Origin of the sequence: Pseudomonas azotoformans (assembly GCF_001579805.1) — a bacterium.
In the GTDB taxonomy this organism is placed as follows: domain Bacteria; phylum Pseudomonadota; class Gammaproteobacteria; order Pseudomonadales; family Pseudomonadaceae; genus Aquipseudomonas; species Aquipseudomonas azotoformans_A.
The window spans coordinates 5876280-5894372 of the sequence record NZ_CP014546.1; the positions used below are offsets into that span (position 1 = coordinate 5876280).

The window sequence follows — 18093 nt, forward strand, 5'->3', positions numbered from 1 at the left end:
AGGCAATGGTGAGGCACACTCGCCGGGATTTCATTCAAAAAATTCAAACTATCGCAGCCGGTGTGGCTCAGAACTCTAGGTTCAGCATTACCGAGGAGGCAACATGCAATACCGACAACTGGGCCATTCCGGCCTGCTGGTATCCGAAATCATCCTGGGCACCGTGCCCTTTGGCGGTCGCGCCGAGTTTGAGAAATGCGGATCGGTGGATGTGCCCCTGGCCAAACGCATGTTCGATATCGCGTTCGACGCGGGGGTGAACATGGTCGACACCGCCGACCTCTACTCCCACGGCCTGGCCGAAGAAGTGGTCGGCAAAGCCTTGGGTGACAAACGCAACGATATCCTGCTGGCCACCAAGGGCCGCAGCCCGGTGGACGACAACCCCAACAACTCAGGTTCTTCACGCTACCATCTGATTCGCGCGTGCGAAGCCAGTTTGAAACGCTTGGGTACCGACCATATCGACCTCTACCAACTGCACAACTGGGACGGCATGACCCCCATTGAGGAAACCCTTGAAGCGCTGCGGCTGCTGGTGGGTTCGGGGAAAATCCGCTACTTCGGCACCAGCAACTTCACCGCCTGGCAAATGATGAAGACCCTGGGCAAGGCCGAACTGCACGGCATGCTCAAACCCATCACCCAACAGATCTACTACACACCAGAATCCCGCGAAGCCGAGTACGAACTGCTGCCGCTGGCACTGGACCAGTCGGTGGGCACACTGGTGTGGGGCCCAATGGGCGAAGGCCTGTTGACCGGGTCCACCCGTCGTGGCCACAAGCCGCCCGCCAACACCCGCCAGGGTAGCGGTTGGCCAGAACCTTACGTGCATGACCAAGAGCGTGCGCTCGACATCATCGAAACCCTTGCCGCCGTCGGTGATGAGCACGGCGTCTCGGTCGCCCGCACGTGCCTGGCATGGCTCAAGGATCGACCGGGGATCACTTCGCTGATCGTCGGCGCCCGCACCGAAGCGCACTTGCGCGACAACTTGGCTGCCACTGAATTGAAGCTCACCCAGGAACAGTCCTCACGCATCGAAGCCGTGACGCGTCGCCAGCCGTTGTACCCCTACTGGCATCGCTTTACCGCCGGGATCGACCGCTTTGATCCGGCGGAGCAGCCGTTTCTGGCAGAGCATCAGAAGACACTGGATGCGCGCAAGGACAAATAACGCCCCGGTAGCCTTGTGCGCAAGGCTGCCTCTTTCTATGCATCGTGTCGGCAGGCGGCCTGGGCAAAGCACAGCCTGCTCGCTAGACTCGCGCTCCTATAAAAGGAGCCCTCATGGACGAACCGAAAGCATCCAATGCCCCCGCCTCCCGCTTGAGCGCAGCGTGGCTGTGGCGACTGATAAAGCGCCAAAGCCTGCCGATCATGCTGCTGTTGTTTGCGCTGTTTTACTCAAATGGCTACGCCTATCTGGAGGCGTATAACAACGCGCTCGGCGTGCCCGTCAACCGTCTCGGCTACGACACTTATCACTACGTGGTGTACGGCGGAAATGACATTCTGGTCAAACTGGCTGCCTTGCTTATCGTCTGCGCAGCGGTCCTGGTGTTCGCTTGCCTGATGTACTTCACCGAAAACCCTGACCGTGTTTTACCCACTCGGGAACTGAGCACCCACACACGTCGCTATCGAATGCTGCGCAGGCTGGAGAAGAGCTACAGAAAAGCCCCAACGCCGATATCCGGCACACTGCTGATCAGCCTTCTGGCATTTTTTGCCTGGATCATCTGGTCGCTGGCGTACGCGCAGTCGATGGCCCATGGCAAGCTGAGGGCCTACGAAGAGATTCGTGATTGCAAGCCTTCAATCCTCCAACTCAACAACCTCGATGTGGTCACTGCCTGTATCGTCGGCGAAAGCGACGACCTGTTGTACCTGGTGGAAAAACACAGTGAGGGCGGCGAAGTCCGGTTCCAGAAACGCCGAGTTCCCAAAGACAGTATCCGTTCGACCACGGGGCCCGAAACGCTGCTGAAAAAGCCCGGCTGACCCGTATATTTGCAATCGGGCGCAGCACTGCCTATATTTCCCGCCTGGCGCTCTCTACGCCACCTTCCGCGGAAAGGGCTGCGCCCAAGACACTGCAACATCCTCTTTTTCTACGACTCCCCACCTTGAAGCGGAAAAGGTTTGTGCAAGGAGATCGTATGTACCGCCACTTCAATACCGATGGCCGCCTCAACCTTGAGCAACAGCGCAAGCTCGCCAAGGAACTGCTGCCACGCCTCAAAGCCGCAGACCCGAACGCGACCTTGTCCCAGGCTCAGTGGGAAATCGCCAAGCAGCTGGGTTTCAGCAGTTGGCCCAAGCTCAAGGCGCATGTCGACGCCATCGACTTCGCCGCCCGCCACCCCGACTTTGCCGCCAGCGACGAAGCCCGTACCACCCATTGGCGCTGCGGCAATGACATCGCCCACAGCCTCCAACTGGCGGGGTTCAAAGGGCAGTTCCGGATGCTCACCGACCCGCTGTGCATGGGCCCGGTCCGCGATTTGCCCAGCCAAGCCTTCCGTGCGATGCGCAGCGCTTTTATCAGCCAGGCCTTTGCCATCGATGAAGCAGACGCCGCACGCCGTGTCGACGCCGAATACGACCATCTCGAAGCCTTGGCCAGCGCCGAACACAGTGTGCTGTGGTGCGAAGCGGATGCCTATGACCAACTGTTCCTGATCCGCGCGCTCGCCAGCCTTGAGCAGGCGCCGCGCAAGCTGGAACTGATCGAGGTAGACCGCATTCCCGGCGTGCAACGCTTTATCGGCATCGGCCAATTGGCGCCGGATGTATTGGCGTGGCTGTGGCCGCAACGGCGCTTGATCGATGATGACGCCGTGGAACTCGCCAAAGAGGCCTGGTCGGCGTATTGCGACAGTTCGCCAGTCAAGTGGGCGGAAATGGCCCACCACAAGCATCCTGCCCTGCCCTTGTTGGCCCCGGCGCTGTTACGCCAGTTGCAGGAACTGCCAGGCGCGCGCGATGGCTTATCCCTGACCGAACGCCTGGCCCTGACGTACCTGGCCGACGTCGGGCCAACACCCTTCGGTCGGGTATTTGCCGAATTGATGGCCAAGCGCGAACCACTGCCGTTTCTGGGGGACATGATGTTTCATGCGCTGATGCGGCCGTTGATTGACGGTGACGCCCCCTTGCTCACAGAGTCCGATACGCACAAGGACTGGCCGCAACGCGAGTTGAGGCTGACGCCCCTGGCGCATCAGGTGCTGAGCGGTGACGCGTATTGGCTCGACCATGCCAGCCATGAGCGTTGGGTCGGCGGCGTGTCCTTGAGACCCGGCCAGCCCCATTGGACGATAGACCAAGACGCCCTCCCCCACTGGCGTGGCTGACGCCTCACCGCTTGGGTGACAAGCCGATGGCACACGCAACCACCGCCGGGTCTCCCAGGTAGGTGGTTCGCGTGGCAATCGACAGCCTGCTCGTACGCGGCGCCGCACCGTCCGTATCCACGGCTCGCAACGTCGGCCGCTCCACCGATGGCACGGCGTGCGCCGGGTCGACGATTTCCATGCAGCGGCGCAACGAGTTGAAGTCCGGTGACTGTGACAGCGCCAAATGCAGGGTCTGGCTCACGGACACGGAGACCAGCGAACTCTGCGCGCATTGCCCGTCATAGATCAGCGTATGGCGAATCAGTCGGTTGTCGTGGCAGTACTTCAGCAGGTTCACCTGTCGCGAGCGCACCAGCGCAGTGTCGATGATCAACAGGTCGAATGCCACGCCTTCCGAGCGCGTCAACGCTTGCAGCTCATCGAAGGAACTCAGCGGGGCGATGCGGTAATAGCCCAGCTGGTTGAGCATTTTCTCGATCTTGATTCGCTGCAGTAGGTCCGCATCGGCAATCAGCAGGCGTAACGCTTTATTGGGCATAGGGTAAACCTGACAGTTGGGCATCAGCGTCGATCATTCAACGGTGATCACGGTAACCGTCCGGAACGAGGCCTGACTTTAAGGCGAATCTGAAACGGTTACCCTGGGCATGCCGGTTCTTTTAAGAATCGCCTCAAAGCCTTTCCCTCCAAGCCTCCCTACCATGGCCCGCGTCTCGAACGCCGCCATGGAATTTCTCTGTGTTCATGTTTCTACTGCGCCTACTGCTGCTGACCGGCGTACTGCTGACCCTCGCACCGCCGGCCCGGGCGGCACTGAAAATCGAAGGCACGCGCCTGATCTACCTGGGCCAGGACAGGGGCGCCACCATCGGTGTGGTCAACCAGGCCGCCCGCGAAGTGGTGGTGCAAACCTGGATCAGTGGCGAAGACACACCGCCCAATGGCGACGTCCCTTTTGTCGCCACCGAACCCCTGGTTCGGCTAGGGCCCGGCGAGCATCACCAACTGCGCATCCTGTACGCCGGCGAGGGGTTGCCCACACACCGTGAATCGCTGTTCTGGCTCAACATCCTGGAAATCCCGCTCAAGCCCGACAGCCCCAACAGCGTGCAGTTCGCGATCCGCCAACGCCTCAAGCTGTTCTATCGCCCGCCGACGCTGGCCGGCGGTTCGGCGCAAGCGGTGCAGCAGTTGGTCTGGAGCACGGACGGGCGCCGTGTCACGGTCAGCAATCCCAGTGCGTTTCACGTGTCGCTGGTCAACCTGCACGCCGACACCTGGGCCCTCAGTGATTACCTGCTGCTCAAGCCCAACGAGCGCAAAACCCTGGACGCACCGGGCGCGATCATCAAAGGCACCCCCCTCCACTTCACCGAAATCACCGATATCGGCTTGCAGGCCCGCCACAGCGCGGTGCTCAAGTGATAGACCGCGAGGTATTTGCACCTATGTCACTCACCCGACGACTTCTGCCGATGCTGCTCTGGGCCTGCGCGGCCCTACCGGCCACCAGTCACGCGCTGGCCTGTCGAGAAGACGGCAGCGGCTCGATCATCACCCAGGAAGCGCTGGGGACCGCGCTGGCGGTGGCCGCCGATGCGCCCAACGGCACCATCATCTGGGAGTCCGGCCCGCGCACGACAAATGTGATCTGCAAGGACGACTACAACCATGGCCGTGAAGAGGTGTATTTCTACGTCAACCCGGCCAACGTGAGTATCGGCACCGGTATCCGCGTGGGCATCCGCTACAACAACCAGCCGATCACCCAGAGCACCGGCAAGGTCGGCACCGGGTTCTTTTCCGACCGGGGCTGCACCGCCAACTGTGTGGGCTGGGACAAGGCGCGCTTTACCCTCAACTTCAGTGTCTTCATCGAGAAATACGACCCTACGCCACCCAGTGGCCAGGCCAGTACGCTGACCTCCTATCGCGTGTTCCAGCTGGACGGCGTGCGTGGCCTCAACTCACGGCCCAACAGCAATTTCAACTACGTGGTGACGGGCATGAACGGCATCCGATTCGTGCCCTGTACGCCGGAGCTGACCATCACCCCCAGCGTGGTCAACTTCCCGACGCCTTCGCGCAAAGCGGCGATCGGTGAAGTCGCCAGCACCGCGAACTTCAGCCTGAACCTGCGCAAGGGTTGCGACACGCCCTACACCGTCAGTGCGCGCTTCGCGACCACGCCGGGCGGTGGCGCAGTGGTCAATGGCCTGCTGGTACCGGACAACAACAACTCCGTGGGCATCGCATTATCCCGCGCGGAGAGCCAGCAACAGCTGCCTTTCAACAACTGGTTTACGTTGCAGGAACTGATGGGGCTGGGCCAGAGCCACGATGAATTCCGTGCCGACCTGAAATGGCGCACCCTGCCGATCCCCGGCGCGTTTGACGCCGCCGTGGTGGTCGATATGTATTACAAATAGCTGACTTTTAAGGATCGTCTTATGCCATCGGTGTCGGCCGGCACTTAAAGTCTGCCGATGCGATTGAAAAGTTATCTGCTCCAGATCAACCCCGTCCTCTCCCGACCCGAAGCTGCCAGAAGGCTGCTGCGTATTTTTGCGACTGTGCTGCTGATCGGCATATTGAGCGGGGTCTACACTTTTCTGCTGTCCACCTTCAACAATGATATTTCCCAGCGCCGCGGCTACATGAGCAGTGCCATCGCCGAGGCCCACACCTTTTTCACCAACCGCGAGGCCTTGCTCGAAAGCCTTAGCCTGTCGGCGGTACGGCGGCCCTCGAAAACACCGGTCTACACCTTCTCTCCGGAAGAACAGCACCTGCAACTCGGCGATTCGCCGGACAACCAGTGGAGCATCTGGCTGACCACGCGGATGCGTGAGTACCTCAAGGCCAAACAGCTCAACTTGTTGTACGTGAACGCGGGGCCCACGCCGCAGGTGACGCGGCTGTACGATGCCACCACCCAGGTGCTGCCAATCTCCAAGTGCCTGCTCAACCGCCTCAAGGCCGTGCAACACGGCGATCCCAGCACACTCAATGAGTTATGGCTGAGTGACAGGACCGAGGGCCATTCGCACCTGTACATCTTTATCCGCCTGGATGAACGCGACCCTGAATCCGGCTGGCTCGGCATGGAGATGGAAAGCCGCGAAGTGTCCTCCGCCCTCAGCGACAAAAGTGCCGGCGAGTTCATGATGCTCAGTTCCCAAGGCATGCTGGTGTTCACCAACAGTGACAACGCACAGCTCAGCCAGCAACGCCTGAGGCCGGGAGAGGACAGCTTTTTCGGGTTTGTCGGCAACGGCTGGTTGCCCGATCACTTGGTGATCCGCAAGCACTTGAAGTCCTCGGACTGGCAATTGATGTACTCCATCGACCTGCGCGCGGTGGTCAGTGGCCTATGGAAGCAGTTGCTAGGCTCGCTGCTGTTCTGCTTGTTCAGCGTGACGCTGATTTGGCTGGTGATGCGCCGGGTTGACCAACGCTTCATCATCCCCTCGATCCATCGCATCCAGGCCTTGATCGAAAGCGAAGCGTTCGGCCGCGATGTGATCCAGACCGCGCCTGTCGCGCTGTGTGTCTTGCGCCGTACCGACGGCCAGGTGGTGTTGGAAAACACCTTGGCGCAGCAATGGCTGGGGGCCGGTCCGGAGCGCGAAGCCTTGCGCGACGGCTGGATCGAGCAAGCCTTCGCGAACGGACCGTCCGAACGCAGCGACTACTTTGAAACCATCGACGGTCGTCACCTCTACCTCAGCAGTGCGCCCACTCGCTACAAAGGCGAAGACGTGTTGTTTTGCGCCTTCAGCGACATCAGCGCACGCAAGCAGGTCGAAGCGGCGCTGGAAGAAGCCCGGCAATCGGCCGATGCCGCCAACGCGGCGAAAACCCTGTTTCTGGCGACCATGAGCCACGAGATCCGCACGCCGTTGTATGGCGTGCTCGGCACCCTCGAACTGCTGGCGCGCACCCAACTGGACACCCAGCAGAAAGACTACCTGCACGCAATCGAAGGCTCCTCCTCGACCTTGTTGCAACTGATCTGCGATGTGCTGGATGTGTCGAAGATCGAAGCCGGGCAACTGGCCCTGGAGTTGAGCGAATTCTCGCCGCTGGACCTGGTACACGAAATCATCCAGGGCTACGCGGCAGCCGCCCAGGGCAAAGGCCTGCAACTCTATGCCTGCTTCGACCCCAAGCTACCGGAACGCTTGATCGGCGACGTGACCCGCATCCGCCAGATCCTGAACAACCTGCTCAATAACGCCGTGAAGTTCACCGACTACGGACGCGTGGTGCTGCGCGTCAAAGTCCTGGGGCGCGACGGCGAGCGTTCCAGCCTGCTGTGGCAGGTCTCGGACACCGGCAAAGGCATCGCCCAGGAAGACCAGGCGCTGATTTTCGAGCCGTTCTACCAGAGCGAAGGCAACACCAACGTGGTCGCCGGCACCGGCCTGGGCCTGCCGATCTGCCAGCGCCTCACCGAGTTGATGAACGGCAATATCCGCATGGTCAGCGAATTGGGCCTGGGCAGCAGCTTCAGCCTGACCTTGCCCCTGGAAGAAGCCCCCACCCCACCCTTGCCAGCCCTGCTGGCCGAAACCATTTACATCGCCTCGCCCATCCCGGAACTGGCGAACGCGATCAGCGGCTGGCTACGCCGCTGGGGCGCACGCGCGCAGACCGCCCTGCCGGCGCAGACCGACGGGCACCTGCTGTTGCAACTGCACCCCGGCAACGTTGACCCGTTGCTGGTCGCCGACTGGGCGGGCCCGGTCATCCATGCCAGCAGCAACGCCAGCAGCCCCCCGCCGGATGAGGCCGGCGCATGGCACGTCAACCTCAACCACCTGAGTGCGATCCATCAAGCGGTCAGCCAGGCACAGGGGTTGTGGGTGGCACGCGCCGACGAACAGACACGCCAGCGCGACCTGAAAAAACTCAACCTGCACCTGCTAGTGGCCGAAGACAACATCATCAACCAGCTGATATTGCGCGACCAACTGGAAGAACTCGGCTGCACCGTGGAGTTGGCCGCCGATGGTCATGAAGCGTTGCAGCTCTACACCGCCGGCACCTTCGACGTGGTGCTGACCGATGTAAACATGCCCCACATCAACGGCTACGAACTGGCGCGGGAACTGCGGCGCCAGGGCTGCCCGTTGCCGATTATCGGGGCCACCGCCAACGCGATGCGCGGCGAGGCAGACCTGTGCCTGGCCGCCGGCATGAACCATTGCCTGGTCAAGCCTTTCGCGTTGCGGGCGCTCTTCAATTCCCTGGCGCCTTATGCACGGATCATTCATGAAGCCCCTTAGTATTTTGATCGTCGAGGACCATCCTCTGCAGCACATCTACTTGCAGCACCTGCTCAGTGAGTTGGGGGATTTCATGCTCGAAGCCGCCCAGGATGGCAAAGAAGCGCTGGAACGTCTTCGCCAACGGGACTTCGACCTGGTGCTCACCGACCTGCTGATGCCCGGCATGGACGGTGTGCAATTCATTCAAAGCCTGGCCAGCCTGCGCTGCAAGCCGGCACTGGCAATCATGAGCGTGGCGTCGCGGCGTATGTTGATGGCCGCCAGCCTGGTGGCCAAGAACCTGGACGTGGAAGTGATCGGGCTGATCTCCAAACCGGTGGCTGCCGACGCCCTGCGTAGCCTGGTCGAGCAACTCAGGCACAAGATGCGCACGCCCTCTCCTCTGCCGACCAAACACCTCGACATCGACCGTCACACGCTGATCCAGGCCATGGGCAACGGCCAGTTGCAAGCCTGGTTCCAACCCAAGAAGTCCCTGGCCAACGGTCGCATCGTCGCCGCCGAAGCACTGGTGCGCTGGATGCACCCCGAGCAAGGCGTGATGTTGCCCGGCGCCTTTCTGGAGGCGATCAAAGCCTTCGAACTGGAAGAGCGCCTGTTGTGGCTGGTACTCAAGCAAGCAATCTACGCGCAAAAACAATGGTGCCTGCGCGGCTATGACATCCCGGTGTCGATCAACCTGCCGACCCATTTACTCAACAGCCATGATCTGGCCGACCGTTTGCTGGAGTTCGTGCTGCTGCACGACGGCATCCCCGGCATGATCTGTTTCGAGCTGATGGAGTGCTCGGTGCCCCAGGACATCAGCAACTTCTACGCCGGTGCCTGCCGCCTGCGGATCAAGGGATTTGGCTTGTCCCAGGATGATTTCGGCAAAGGCTACAGCTCGTACCTCAACCTGGTCTCCACGCCGTTTACCGAACTCAAGATCGACCAGGCGCTGGTCCAGGGCTGCCACGACAACGAAGGCATGGCATCGGCCCTGGCGAGCATCATCAGCCTGGGCCGCAAGCTGGGCCTGACCGTGGTCGCCGAAGGGGTGGAAACCCCACAACAACTGGCCCTGCTGCGCAAGATCGACTGCAACCAGGTGCAGGGGTTCTTGATCTCCCACGCGGTATCTTCCGAACAATTTCAACAACTTCTGAACAATGATGGCCCCGCGACATCTCATTAGGCGCCAGGCACGGATCTTTTGTTGCAGAGAGGGGCTAAGCTCCATCCAGTGCCGATTTTTTCTCCGCCTGCGGACGTCCTTGATGAAGCACAACAACGCGATCCTCGAAGCCTTCACCCGAAGCTCATTGCGCTTGAACAAAGGCCTGATGCTGATGTTCGGGGTCGCGTTGCTGCTGGCCCTCACCAACTACTGGTCGCTGCAACGCGGCGTCGATATCCGCTATGGCGCCATGCGGTTTCACTTCGCCCGACTGATGGAAAACCTGGCGCAGCAGGAAGCGTTCCTCAAGAACTTGGCGCATCCCGGCATCCAGGCCGAATTGTTGCGCGCCACCAACGTCCAAGTCAGCCTCAAAAGCCGTATGGTCGACACTCGTCGCACCTTGTACGAGGGCCAGAAGTACTCATTCTCAGTGCCATTCAGCGTGGCGTTCGATGAGCAGCGCGTGGGTGTCAGCGCCCGGCCGCGGATATTCGCGTTGGGCGCTCATCTCACCAGTTACTACAGTGCCTTTTGGTCCTCCTCGCCGTACGGGGCGCCACAGACGTTCGTGTTCAACCGCCAGGCGAATTACGCCATTGATATCCCCGCCGTGGACTCGCCGCCGGGGCGGGTCAACGCGGTGCAGGAAGCCCTGGCGCAGACGCCGCCGGGCCTGGAACCCGAGCGCGTGTACTGGCAGGCCGGGCCCGCGCCTGAGCATTTGCTGGCCTATATGGGTATTGCGCTCGACGGCCCGGACTCGGCTGTGGTCGGCACGCTGCTGGACCTGGCCCAGGCCGACGACGTACAGCGCGCGCTGGAGCGCTCTGCGTTTGATCGCATCACGTTGATTGCCCCTGACGGTCATCGGCTGATCGGACCGGAAGTCGTTGGAGCGCCGCTCAGCGACGGCGTGCACTTCACCTCGAACGGTTTCGAATTCAAGATTTCCCAAACCGGTGACCAGCCCTGGAGCGCGATCTATGGCTTGAGTTACGCACGTTATTTCCACTACGCCGTGTGGCCGCTGAGCAGCCTGGCCTTGTTCCTGGGCAGCCTGCTGGCGCTGGGATGGGCTGGCAGCCGCTGGTATCGGCGCCAAGTGATTGCACCGGCACGCCTGGCCCACGAGCACATTGCCGAAAGCGTGGCGTTCAGCCGCGTGATCATCGACACCGCCCCCACCGGGCTATGCGTGGTGCGCCGCAGCGACGGCGAAGTGTTGATCGAGAACCAGCGCGCCCAGCAATGGCCGGGCACCGCACGCCTGGTCGCGGCCATGGCCGGCGCCCACGACAGTGCCGAGAGCGGCGAGACACACCTGGAGATCGAAGGCCGTCACCTGCAGATCGGTTTCGTGTCCACACGTTATCAGGCGCAGGACGTGCGCCTGTATGCGTTCAATGACATCACCCGGCACATCGAGGATGCTTCGGCGCTGGAAGACGCACGCCGCGTCGCCGACGCAGCCAACGAAGCCAAGACCCTGTTCCTGGCGACCATGAGCCATGAAATCCGCACGCCTCTGTATGGCGTGCTTGGCACCTTGGAGTTGTTGGGCCTGACCGACCTGGACCCGCATCAGAAAACCTACCTGCACACCATCCAGCGCTCGTCCGCCACGCTGTTCCAGCTGATCAGCGATGTGTTGGATGTGTCGAAAATCGAGTCCGGGCAAATGGCGATCGAGGCCGTGGAATTCTGCCCGCTGGACATGCTCGAAGACACCCTGCACACCTACGCCGCCTTCGCCCAGCGCAAGGGCCTGCAACTCTACAGTTGCATCGACCCGCAGCTGCCGGACAGCGTCATGGGCGACCCGCTGCGTATCCGCCAGATCTTGAACAACCTGGTGAGCAATGCGATCAAGTTCACCGACATCGGCCGCGTGGTGATCCGTGCCAGGGTGCGCGCGCACGACGCTGAGCAGGTGGAGCTGGAATGGCAGGTGACCGACTCCGGCGTGGGCATCGCGCAGGCACAGCAGGCCAAACTGTTCGATCTCTTTTACCAGGCTCCGGACACCGCAGGTGAAGGCGGTGCGGGCTTGGGGCTGCCCATCTGCCGGTGGCTGGCGCAGATGATGGACGGCCAGATCAAGGTCGTCAGCGAGCCCGGACTGGGCAGCAGCTTTACCTTGAAAATCCGCTTGCCGGTGTGTGCCGCTGCGCTGACGAATCTGCCCCTGGTGGAACCCAGCACGACGCCGGTGTATGTGCAGGCGCCGGTGCGTGAATTGGCGCAATCGATGTGCGACTGGCTCAACCGCTTGGGCATTGCAGCCGCCGTGGCTGCGCCGACCCAGGAACCGGTGGCCCATTGCGCCGTGCTGGTGGATATGTTGCCCGATCAACCTGCGCGACCCTGGATCGGCCAACGCGTCATCTGCCTGCCGGGCGCCCACAGCCCACCCTTGCCGACTGAGCAGGGATGGGTGGTCGACATGCACGATGTGCGGGCCATTGCCGCCACCGTATCCCTGGCGCAGCACGGCAAGCACGAACCACCACCGGCGGCCCAGCCACAGAGCGCCGGACGCTTGGGGCTGCGCATCCTTGTGGCCGAAGACAACCCGATCAACCAGGCCATCATCAAGGAGCAACTGGAAGCACTCGGCTGCTCGGTGAGCCTGGCCTCGAACGGCGAACAGGCCTTGCATCTGTGGCAACCGCAGGCCTTCGACCTGGTGCTGACCGACGTGAACATGCCCTTGATGAACGGCTACGAACTCGCCAGGACCCTGCGCGAACACGCGCCCCGCTTGCCGATCATCGGCGTCACGGCCAATGCCATGCGCGAAGAAGGCGTGCGCTGCCTGGCTGTCGGCATGAATGCCTGGCTGGTCAAGCCCCTGAGCCTGCAAACCCTGCGCGCGCAGTTGATCAAGCTGTGCAAGGTAGCACCGCCCACCGAAACCTTTGACGACACCGTGCACCTCTCGGACAAGATGCGCCCGCTGTTTATCAGCAGTGTGCAACAGGACCTGCTGCATATTGGCGAAGCGCTGGAACAGCGCGATGCCCACCGCCTCGGCCAACGCCTGCATTCAGTCGCCGGTGCCCTGGGCGCGGTGCAGGCCAACAGCCTGGCCCAGGCCTGTATCGAACTGGAAAGCGCACTTAACCGTGGCAGCCTCGACACTGCGCTGACGCTCAAGGTGAAGACGGTCATGCAACGCCTCTCGGCCGTCCTGGATACGCTCCAGCCCGGGCCCACTCCCCTCACTTGAACTGGCACTACGGACGGCCCCTTATGAAAACATTCAACGTGGTTATCGCGGACGATCACCCGATCGTGCTGCTCGGGGTGCGCGAACTGGTAGAGCGCGACACGCGCTTCCAGGTCGTGGGCGAAGCCGTCTGTTCGGCCGGCCCTGATCGAGTTGCTGCAGCGCCAGGGTGCCGACATCGTGATCACCGACTACAACATGCCGGGCGACTCGCCCTACGGCGATGGCCTGAAGCTGGTGGAGTACCTGAAACGGCATTTCCCACAGGTGCAGATCCTGATCCTGACGATGATCTCCAACCACCTGATCCTCACCCGTCTGCAGGAACTGGGGGTGGTCGGCATCATCCAGAAAAGCCAGCTGCACACCGAGATCCAGCTGGCACTCAAGGCCATCGCCCAGCAAAGCGCCTATCGCAGCCTGGAACCGCCCAAGACGTCGGTGATCGAGACCCTCACCGCCATCGACGAACGCTTCTCGACGTTGTCACCCAAGGAGTTCGAAATCCTGCGTTTGTTTATCTCGGGCATGAGTGTCAGTGATATTGCGCGCAGCCAGAACCGAAGTTCCAAGACCATCAGCGCACAAAAAATATCGGCCATGCGCAAACTTGAAGTCAGCAGCGATCAAGACCTTCTGGCGTATTGCCTGGCGCGCAACATCTTCAACTAAGCAATCACTTTAAAGCCATTCAAGGACAATGGCTTCCCCCTTTATCTACTGGCCTTGACCTTTCCATAAGTGCAACTAACCCTGCCTCTTCGGCGCTTATAAGAATCGTCTTATTTGCCCGCCCGCCCTCGCCTCTTACTATTTCCCGGCAGTTCAGAAACCGCACTTTCCAACTCACACTTATGGACATCATCATGAAGAAGTTCTCCCTGGCTGTTATCACTTCGGCCATTCTTTGCGCCTCCGGCAGCGCATTCGCCGAAGAGCCGGTTGTACCGAAGCCAACCCTCGGCGGCAGCGGCAAAATCACCTTCACCGGCGTGATCAACAACGACGCTTGCTCGGTGGACGGCGCCAACTCCGACCGCACCATTTCGGTAGACATGGGCAACGTCTCGATCAAGGACATGGGCACTGCCGAGAACCCAACTGCCGGCCGTGTGACCGCCAAAGACTTCAACCTGAACGTCAACTGCAACCAGGGCACCAAAGTCGCGATGATTTTTGACGCCAACAACGGTGGTTCGGGCCTGGTGACGGGCAAGAACGTGCTGGCACTGAACCCAGGTTCGGCCACCGCGCAAAACGTCGGCATCGCCCTGCTCGACAGCAAGGGCACGTTGATCGACCTCAGCTCCCCGGCCACCGCACGTATCGAAAGCACCATGCATGGCCAGGGCACCGAAGGCGGCGACGCCACCCTGAGCTTTGCCGCCGCCTACGTCACCACCGGTGCCGCCGGCGCATCGACGGCCGGTCGCGGTGACGCCACCCTGCCGTTCATCCTGCAATACGAATAACCCCGGCGCCCGAGCACCGAACGCGCGAGGCCCTGCGGCCTCGCCATTCTTTTTCTGATGACACCGGATAACCCTCATGCTGCCTCGTTCTCTCGCCGTGGGCCTCGGGCTGCTGGGCATGCTCATGGCTGCCCAGGCCGCCGCCAGCATTTCATTGAATGCCACCCGTATTGTGTTCGATGGCGACCACAAAGAAGCCAACATCACCGTGCGTAACGGTAACCAGGATGTGTTGATCCAGTCCTGGGTCGACCGCAACGATGCCAGCGGCAGCCGCGCGCCGTTCGCCGTTACCCCGCCGTTGGCACGGGTGTTTGCCAAGGAACAGCAACTGCTGCGCATCTTGTATGAAGGCGCCGGCATGCCCACCGACCGCGAGTCGGTGGTCTGGCTCAACGTGCAGGAAATCCCCAAGGCCAGCGCCGCCGAAAACACCTTGCAGTTGGCCATCCGCCAACGCATCAAGATTTTTTTCCGCCCTGCCGGCTTGCCTGGCAGTGCGTTGCAAGCCCCTGCCCAGCTGGAGTGGGCGCTGACCAAACGCGGCGCGCAAACCCTGCTGAACGTGAAAAACCCGACGCTGTATCACGTGTCCATGGCCGACATAAAGGTGCAGGCGCAACTGGCCAGTGACTCCACCATGGTCGCCCCAGGCGAGGAAAAACAGTTCCCGCTGAACGCTCCGGTGGCCGCTGGCACGGTGCAGTTGTCGTTCTCCAGCATCAATGACTACGGCGCGCAGAACCATTACACCGCCGCCCTGGCGAGTGGCACTGCACACGCCACTGAGTCACGCCTCAAACCCTGAGCACTTCGCCTCACGCTTGCTCGCCCACCCGGGATGCCACAGGTCTTCGCATGTCTTTTCTTTCCAGCAACAGGTCCGCATGTGACGCACTGAAGTTGAAGACGCTGTGGCTGGCGATTGCCGCCTGCCTGCCCGCCTGGGCCATGGCCGACGAGGCTGCGCAGACTTTCAACACCACCTTCCTGCAGGGCTCGCAGTCACCCGTCGACCTGCAACAGTTGCTGTCGGCCAACAGCGTGTTGCCGGGCACTTACCGTGTCGACCTGTACAGCAACGAAGTGCTGGTGGGCCGCCGTGATATCGACTTCAAGCGCAACCCGCAAAACGACCAGGTGCAAGCCTGCCTGACCCTCGACCTGCTCAAGCAACTGGGGATCGACATGGCCCGCTTGCAGGCCCAAGGCAAAATCGATCCGCAGCAGCCGCAGGACTGCTACCCACTGCCAGCACTGATCGAAGACGCCACGGTGCGCTACGACAGCAGCCGCCTGCGCCTGCTTGCAAGCATTCCGCAAGTGGCCATGCAGCGCGGGCTGCGCGGGTATGTCGACCCGCAGCTGTGGGACGACGGCGTGCCGGCCGCGTTCATCAACTATCAGCTCAACAGCAGCCGCACAGCCGGTGACTACGCCACGCGCATCGCCAATAACCTGGGCCTGCGCAACGGCATCAACCTGGGCGCCTGGCGCTTGCGCAACGAATCGAACCTGAGCGGCGGCACCGGGCGCAAGAACACCTACACCAGCAACCGTACCTACGTGCAGCACGACGTGACGGCGATCAAGGGCCAGTTCAGTGCCGGTGAGATTTTTTCCGACACCGACCTGTTCGACAGTGTGCGTTATCGCGGGGTCAAACTGGCCTCCGACGAAGGCATGCGTGCCGACAGCGAACGCGGCTACGCCCCCGTGATCCGCGGTGTGGCGCAGACCAACGCGACGGTGGAGATCCGCCAGAACGACTACATCCTCTACACCGCCAACGTCGCACCGGGGCCGTTCGAGATCAACGATATCTACCCCAGTGGCTCCAACGGCGACTTGCAGATCACCGTGATCGAAGCCGACGGCACCCGTCGTGTGACGATGCAGGCGTTTTCCAGCTTGCCAATCATGGTGCGTGAGGGGCAAGTCAAGTACAGCGTCTCGGCGGGCCGGTTCAATAGCAACACCGAGGGCTTGGCCACTCCGCGTTTCCTGAGCGGCACCCTGGCGTATGGCTTGACCAGCAACCTCAGCGGCATCGTCGGCTTGCAGGCCAGCGAAGACTACAACGCTTTGTCCCTCGGTGCCGGACGCAACACCGCGTTGGGCGCGGTGTCGCTGGATGTCACCCATTCTTCAAGCAAGGCCCAGGGGCAAACCACCCAGGGCAGCAGCGTGCGCGCGTTGTACGCCAAGACGTTTGCCGGCACTGACACCAACTTCACCCTGGCCGCCTACCGTTACTCCACCGAGGGTTATCGCAGCTTCAGCGACCATGTCGAAGACATCAGCGACAGCATCCGCGTGCGCAGCGGCCATTCGAAAACCCGCACCGACCTCACCATCAACCAGAGCCTGGGGCGCAACCGCGAATTTGGCAGCCTGTATGTGAACGCCAGCGACCAGCGCTACTGGAATCGTGGCGGCTCGCAGAGTTTTTCCGCCGGCTACACCAGCAACTGGGGCAACCTGAGCTACAACCTCGGCGTGACCCGGACCAAGCAGATTGTCACGTGGGGTGAGCCGAGCAGTGACACCCAGGTGAACCTGTCCATCTCGTTCCCACTGGGCAGCCAGGCCCGTGCACCCCGAGCGTTTGTCACCACCAGCAGCCAACACGGCGACACCACCACCCAGGCGGGCATCAACGGCTACGTCGCCGACGCCAGCGACACGTTCTACTCGGTACAAGCCGGGCACAGCGACACCAGTGGCGATTCCGGCTCGGTGAACATCAACAGCCGCACCTCGGTGGCGGATGTGAGCCTGGGCTACAGCCAGGGCCAGGGCTATAACTCGCAGAACTTCAACCTTGCAGGTTCGGTGGTGGCCCATGGCGGTGGGATCAACCTGGGGCAGACCGTCAGCGAGACCTTTGCACTGGCTGAGGTGCCGGGTATTTCCGGGGCGAAGATCAGCAGCTACAGCGGTGTGGAGACGGGTTACAACGGCTATGCGGTGATTCCGAATGCGCAGCCTTACCGGGTCAACTGGGTCAGCCTGGACACCCGAGACCTGGGCGGCGATGTGGAAATCACCAACGCCACCCAGCAAGTGGTGCCGCGTCGGGGTGCCATCGTGGTTGCACGCTACAGCGGCACCACGGGGCGACGGGTGTTGTTCGAGTTGTTGGATGCGCAGCATAAGCCGCTGGGGTTTGGGGCTTCGTTGGAGGACTCGACGGGCAAGCAGTTGGCGATTGCTGATCCGAATGGGAATGCGTTGGCGTTGGTGGGGGAGGATCAGGGGACGTTGGTGATCAAGTGGGGTGAGCGCAGTTGCAGTGCTTCGTATGCGTTGGGGGTGCAGAACAAGGCGTTGAATTATGAGCGGCAGGTGTTGGTGTGTGGGCCTTGATGTATTGAGTACATATCCGTTCTTTGGGTAACGGCTGAAATAGGTTCCGCCCTTACGGCGGCTCACTTTTGAAAAGCCGGAATGCCGGCCCAGCCAAAAGTAAGCAAAAGGCTCTTGCCCCAACACTCGGCACCTCGCCTAGGCTCGGTATGCCCGTAATCCGACAGTGATTTGGGGGGCCGCCGCCACGCGCCATCCATGG

Annotated in this window: 12 protein-coding genes and 1 pseudogene; 12 read left to right on the forward strand and 1 reads right to left on the reverse strand. The window is 61.6% G+C overall.

Annotation, left to right across the window (positions count from 1 at the left end; genetic code table 11):
• The first annotated feature begins 103 nt into the window (after positions 1–103).
• The 3 genes from AYR47_RS26925 to AYR47_RS26935 all read left to right on the forward strand — a co-directional run bounded on the left by AYR47_RS26925 (position 104) and on the right by AYR47_RS26935 (position 3362).
• On the forward strand, positions 104–1180 hold the full coding sequence (locus tag AYR47_RS26925) for an aldo/keto reductase (protein WP_061449022.1): 1077 nt from the start codon (positions 104–106) through the stop codon (positions 1178–1180).
• A gap of 113 nt (positions 1181–1293) precedes the next feature.
• Positions 1294–2007 carry a hypothetical protein gene (locus AYR47_RS26930; RefSeq protein WP_061449023.1) on the forward strand — a complete coding sequence of 238 codons (714 nt, stop codon included), beginning with the start codon at positions 1294–1296 and terminating at the stop codon, positions 2005–2007.
• 158 nt (positions 2008–2165) lie between these two features.
• Entirely contained in the window at positions 2166–3362 is a 1197-nt protein-coding gene (locus AYR47_RS26935; protein ID WP_061449024.1) for a DUF1835 domain-containing protein, read from the forward strand.
• Between the two features lie 4 nt (positions 3363–3366).
• Here AYR47_RS26935 and AYR47_RS26940 read toward each other — a convergent pair whose 3' ends face one another.
• Positions 3367–3903, reverse strand: coding sequence for a hypothetical protein (locus AYR47_RS26940; RefSeq protein ID WP_061449025.1), 537 nt, complete (start codon positions 3901–3903; stop codon positions 3367–3369).
• A 206-nt stretch (positions 3904–4109) separates the two neighbouring features.
• Here AYR47_RS26940 and AYR47_RS26945 point away from each other — a divergent pair, with 206 nt between their 5' ends.
• The 9 genes and pseudogenes from AYR47_RS26945 (at position 4110) to AYR47_RS26985 (ending at position 17891) form a co-directional block, all read left to right on the forward strand.
• Entirely contained in the window at positions 4110–4790 is a 681-nt protein-coding gene (locus AYR47_RS26945) for a fimbrial biogenesis chaperone (protein WP_061449491.1), read from the forward strand.
• A gap of 23 nt (positions 4791–4813) precedes the next feature.
• On the forward strand, positions 4814–5794 hold the full coding sequence (locus tag AYR47_RS26950; RefSeq protein WP_061449026.1) for a fimbrial protein: 981 nt from the start codon (positions 4814–4816) through the stop codon (positions 5792–5794).
• A gap of 57 nt (positions 5795–5851) precedes the next feature.
• Positions 5852–8656 (forward strand): ATP-binding protein, encoded by a 2805-nt coding sequence (locus AYR47_RS26955; RefSeq protein ID WP_061449027.1) that lies wholly within the window; start codon positions 5852–5854, stop codon positions 8654–8656.
• Positions 8643–9836, forward strand: coding sequence for an EAL domain-containing response regulator (locus tag AYR47_RS26960; RefSeq protein ID WP_061449028.1), 1194 nt, complete (start codon positions 8643–8645; stop codon positions 9834–9836). Before AYR47_RS26955 ends, AYR47_RS26960 begins: the two co-directional genes overlap by 14 nt.
• Positions 9837–9918: 82 nt before the next feature.
• Positions 9919–13050 carry a hybrid sensor histidine kinase/response regulator gene (locus AYR47_RS26965; protein ID WP_061449029.1) on the forward strand — a complete coding sequence of 1044 codons (3132 nt, stop codon included), beginning with the start codon at positions 9919–9921 and terminating at the stop codon, positions 13048–13050.
• A 23-nt stretch (positions 13051–13073) separates the two neighbouring features.
• Positions 13074–13722 (forward strand): annotated as a pseudogene (locus AYR47_RS26970) (response regulator).
• Between the two features lie 194 nt (positions 13723–13916).
• A complete protein-coding gene (locus AYR47_RS26975) occupies positions 13917–14522 on the forward strand; it encodes a fimbrial protein (RefSeq protein ID WP_061449030.1) in 606 nt (201 codons plus the stop codon).
• Between the two features lie 76 nt (positions 14523–14598).
• A complete protein-coding gene (locus AYR47_RS26980) occupies positions 14599–15330 on the forward strand; it encodes a fimbrial biogenesis chaperone (protein WP_061449031.1) in 732 nt (243 codons plus the stop codon).
• A gap of 50 nt (positions 15331–15380) precedes the next feature.
• Positions 15381–17891 (forward strand): fimbria/pilus outer membrane usher protein, encoded by a 2511-nt coding sequence (locus AYR47_RS26985; protein ID WP_061449032.1) that lies wholly within the window; start codon positions 15381–15383, stop codon positions 17889–17891.
• Positions 17892–18093: the final 202 nt, after the last annotated feature.

Coding starts and splice junctions, on each gene's coding strand:
- AYR47_RS26925 (WP_061449022.1), top strand. CDS start 104: ATGCAATACCGACAACTGGGCCATTCCGGCCTGCTGGTATCCGAAATC.
- AYR47_RS26930 (WP_061449023.1), top strand. CDS start 1,294: ATGGACGAACCGAAAGCATCCAATGCCCCCGCCTCCCGCTTGAGCGCA.
- AYR47_RS26935 (WP_061449024.1), top strand. CDS start 2,166: ATGTACCGCCACTTCAATACCGATGGCCGCCTCAACCTTGAGCAACAG.
- AYR47_RS26940 (WP_061449025.1), bottom strand. CDS start 3,903: ATGCCCAATAAAGCGTTACGCCTGCTGATTGCCGATGCGGACCTACTG.
- AYR47_RS26945 (WP_061449491.1), top strand. CDS start 4,110: ATGTTTCTACTGCGCCTACTGCTGCTGACCGGCGTACTGCTGACCCTC.
- AYR47_RS26950 (WP_061449026.1), top strand. CDS start 4,814: ATGTCACTCACCCGACGACTTCTGCCGATGCTGCTCTGGGCCTGCGCG.
- AYR47_RS26955 (WP_061449027.1), top strand. CDS start 5,852: ATGCGATTGAAAAGTTATCTGCTCCAGATCAACCCCGTCCTCTCCCGA.
- AYR47_RS26960 (WP_061449028.1), top strand. CDS start 8,643: ATGAAGCCCCTTAGTATTTTGATCGTCGAGGACCATCCTCTGCAGCAC.
- AYR47_RS26965 (WP_061449029.1), top strand. CDS start 9,919: ATGAAGCACAACAACGCGATCCTCGAAGCCTTCACCCGAAGCTCATTG.
- AYR47_RS26975 (WP_061449030.1), top strand. CDS start 13,917: ATGAAGAAGTTCTCCCTGGCTGTTATCACTTCGGCCATTCTTTGCGCC.
- AYR47_RS26980 (WP_061449031.1), top strand. CDS start 14,599: ATGCTGCCTCGTTCTCTCGCCGTGGGCCTCGGGCTGCTGGGCATGCTC.
- AYR47_RS26985 (WP_061449032.1), top strand. CDS start 15,381: ATGTCTTTTCTTTCCAGCAACAGGTCCGCATGTGACGCACTGAAGTTG.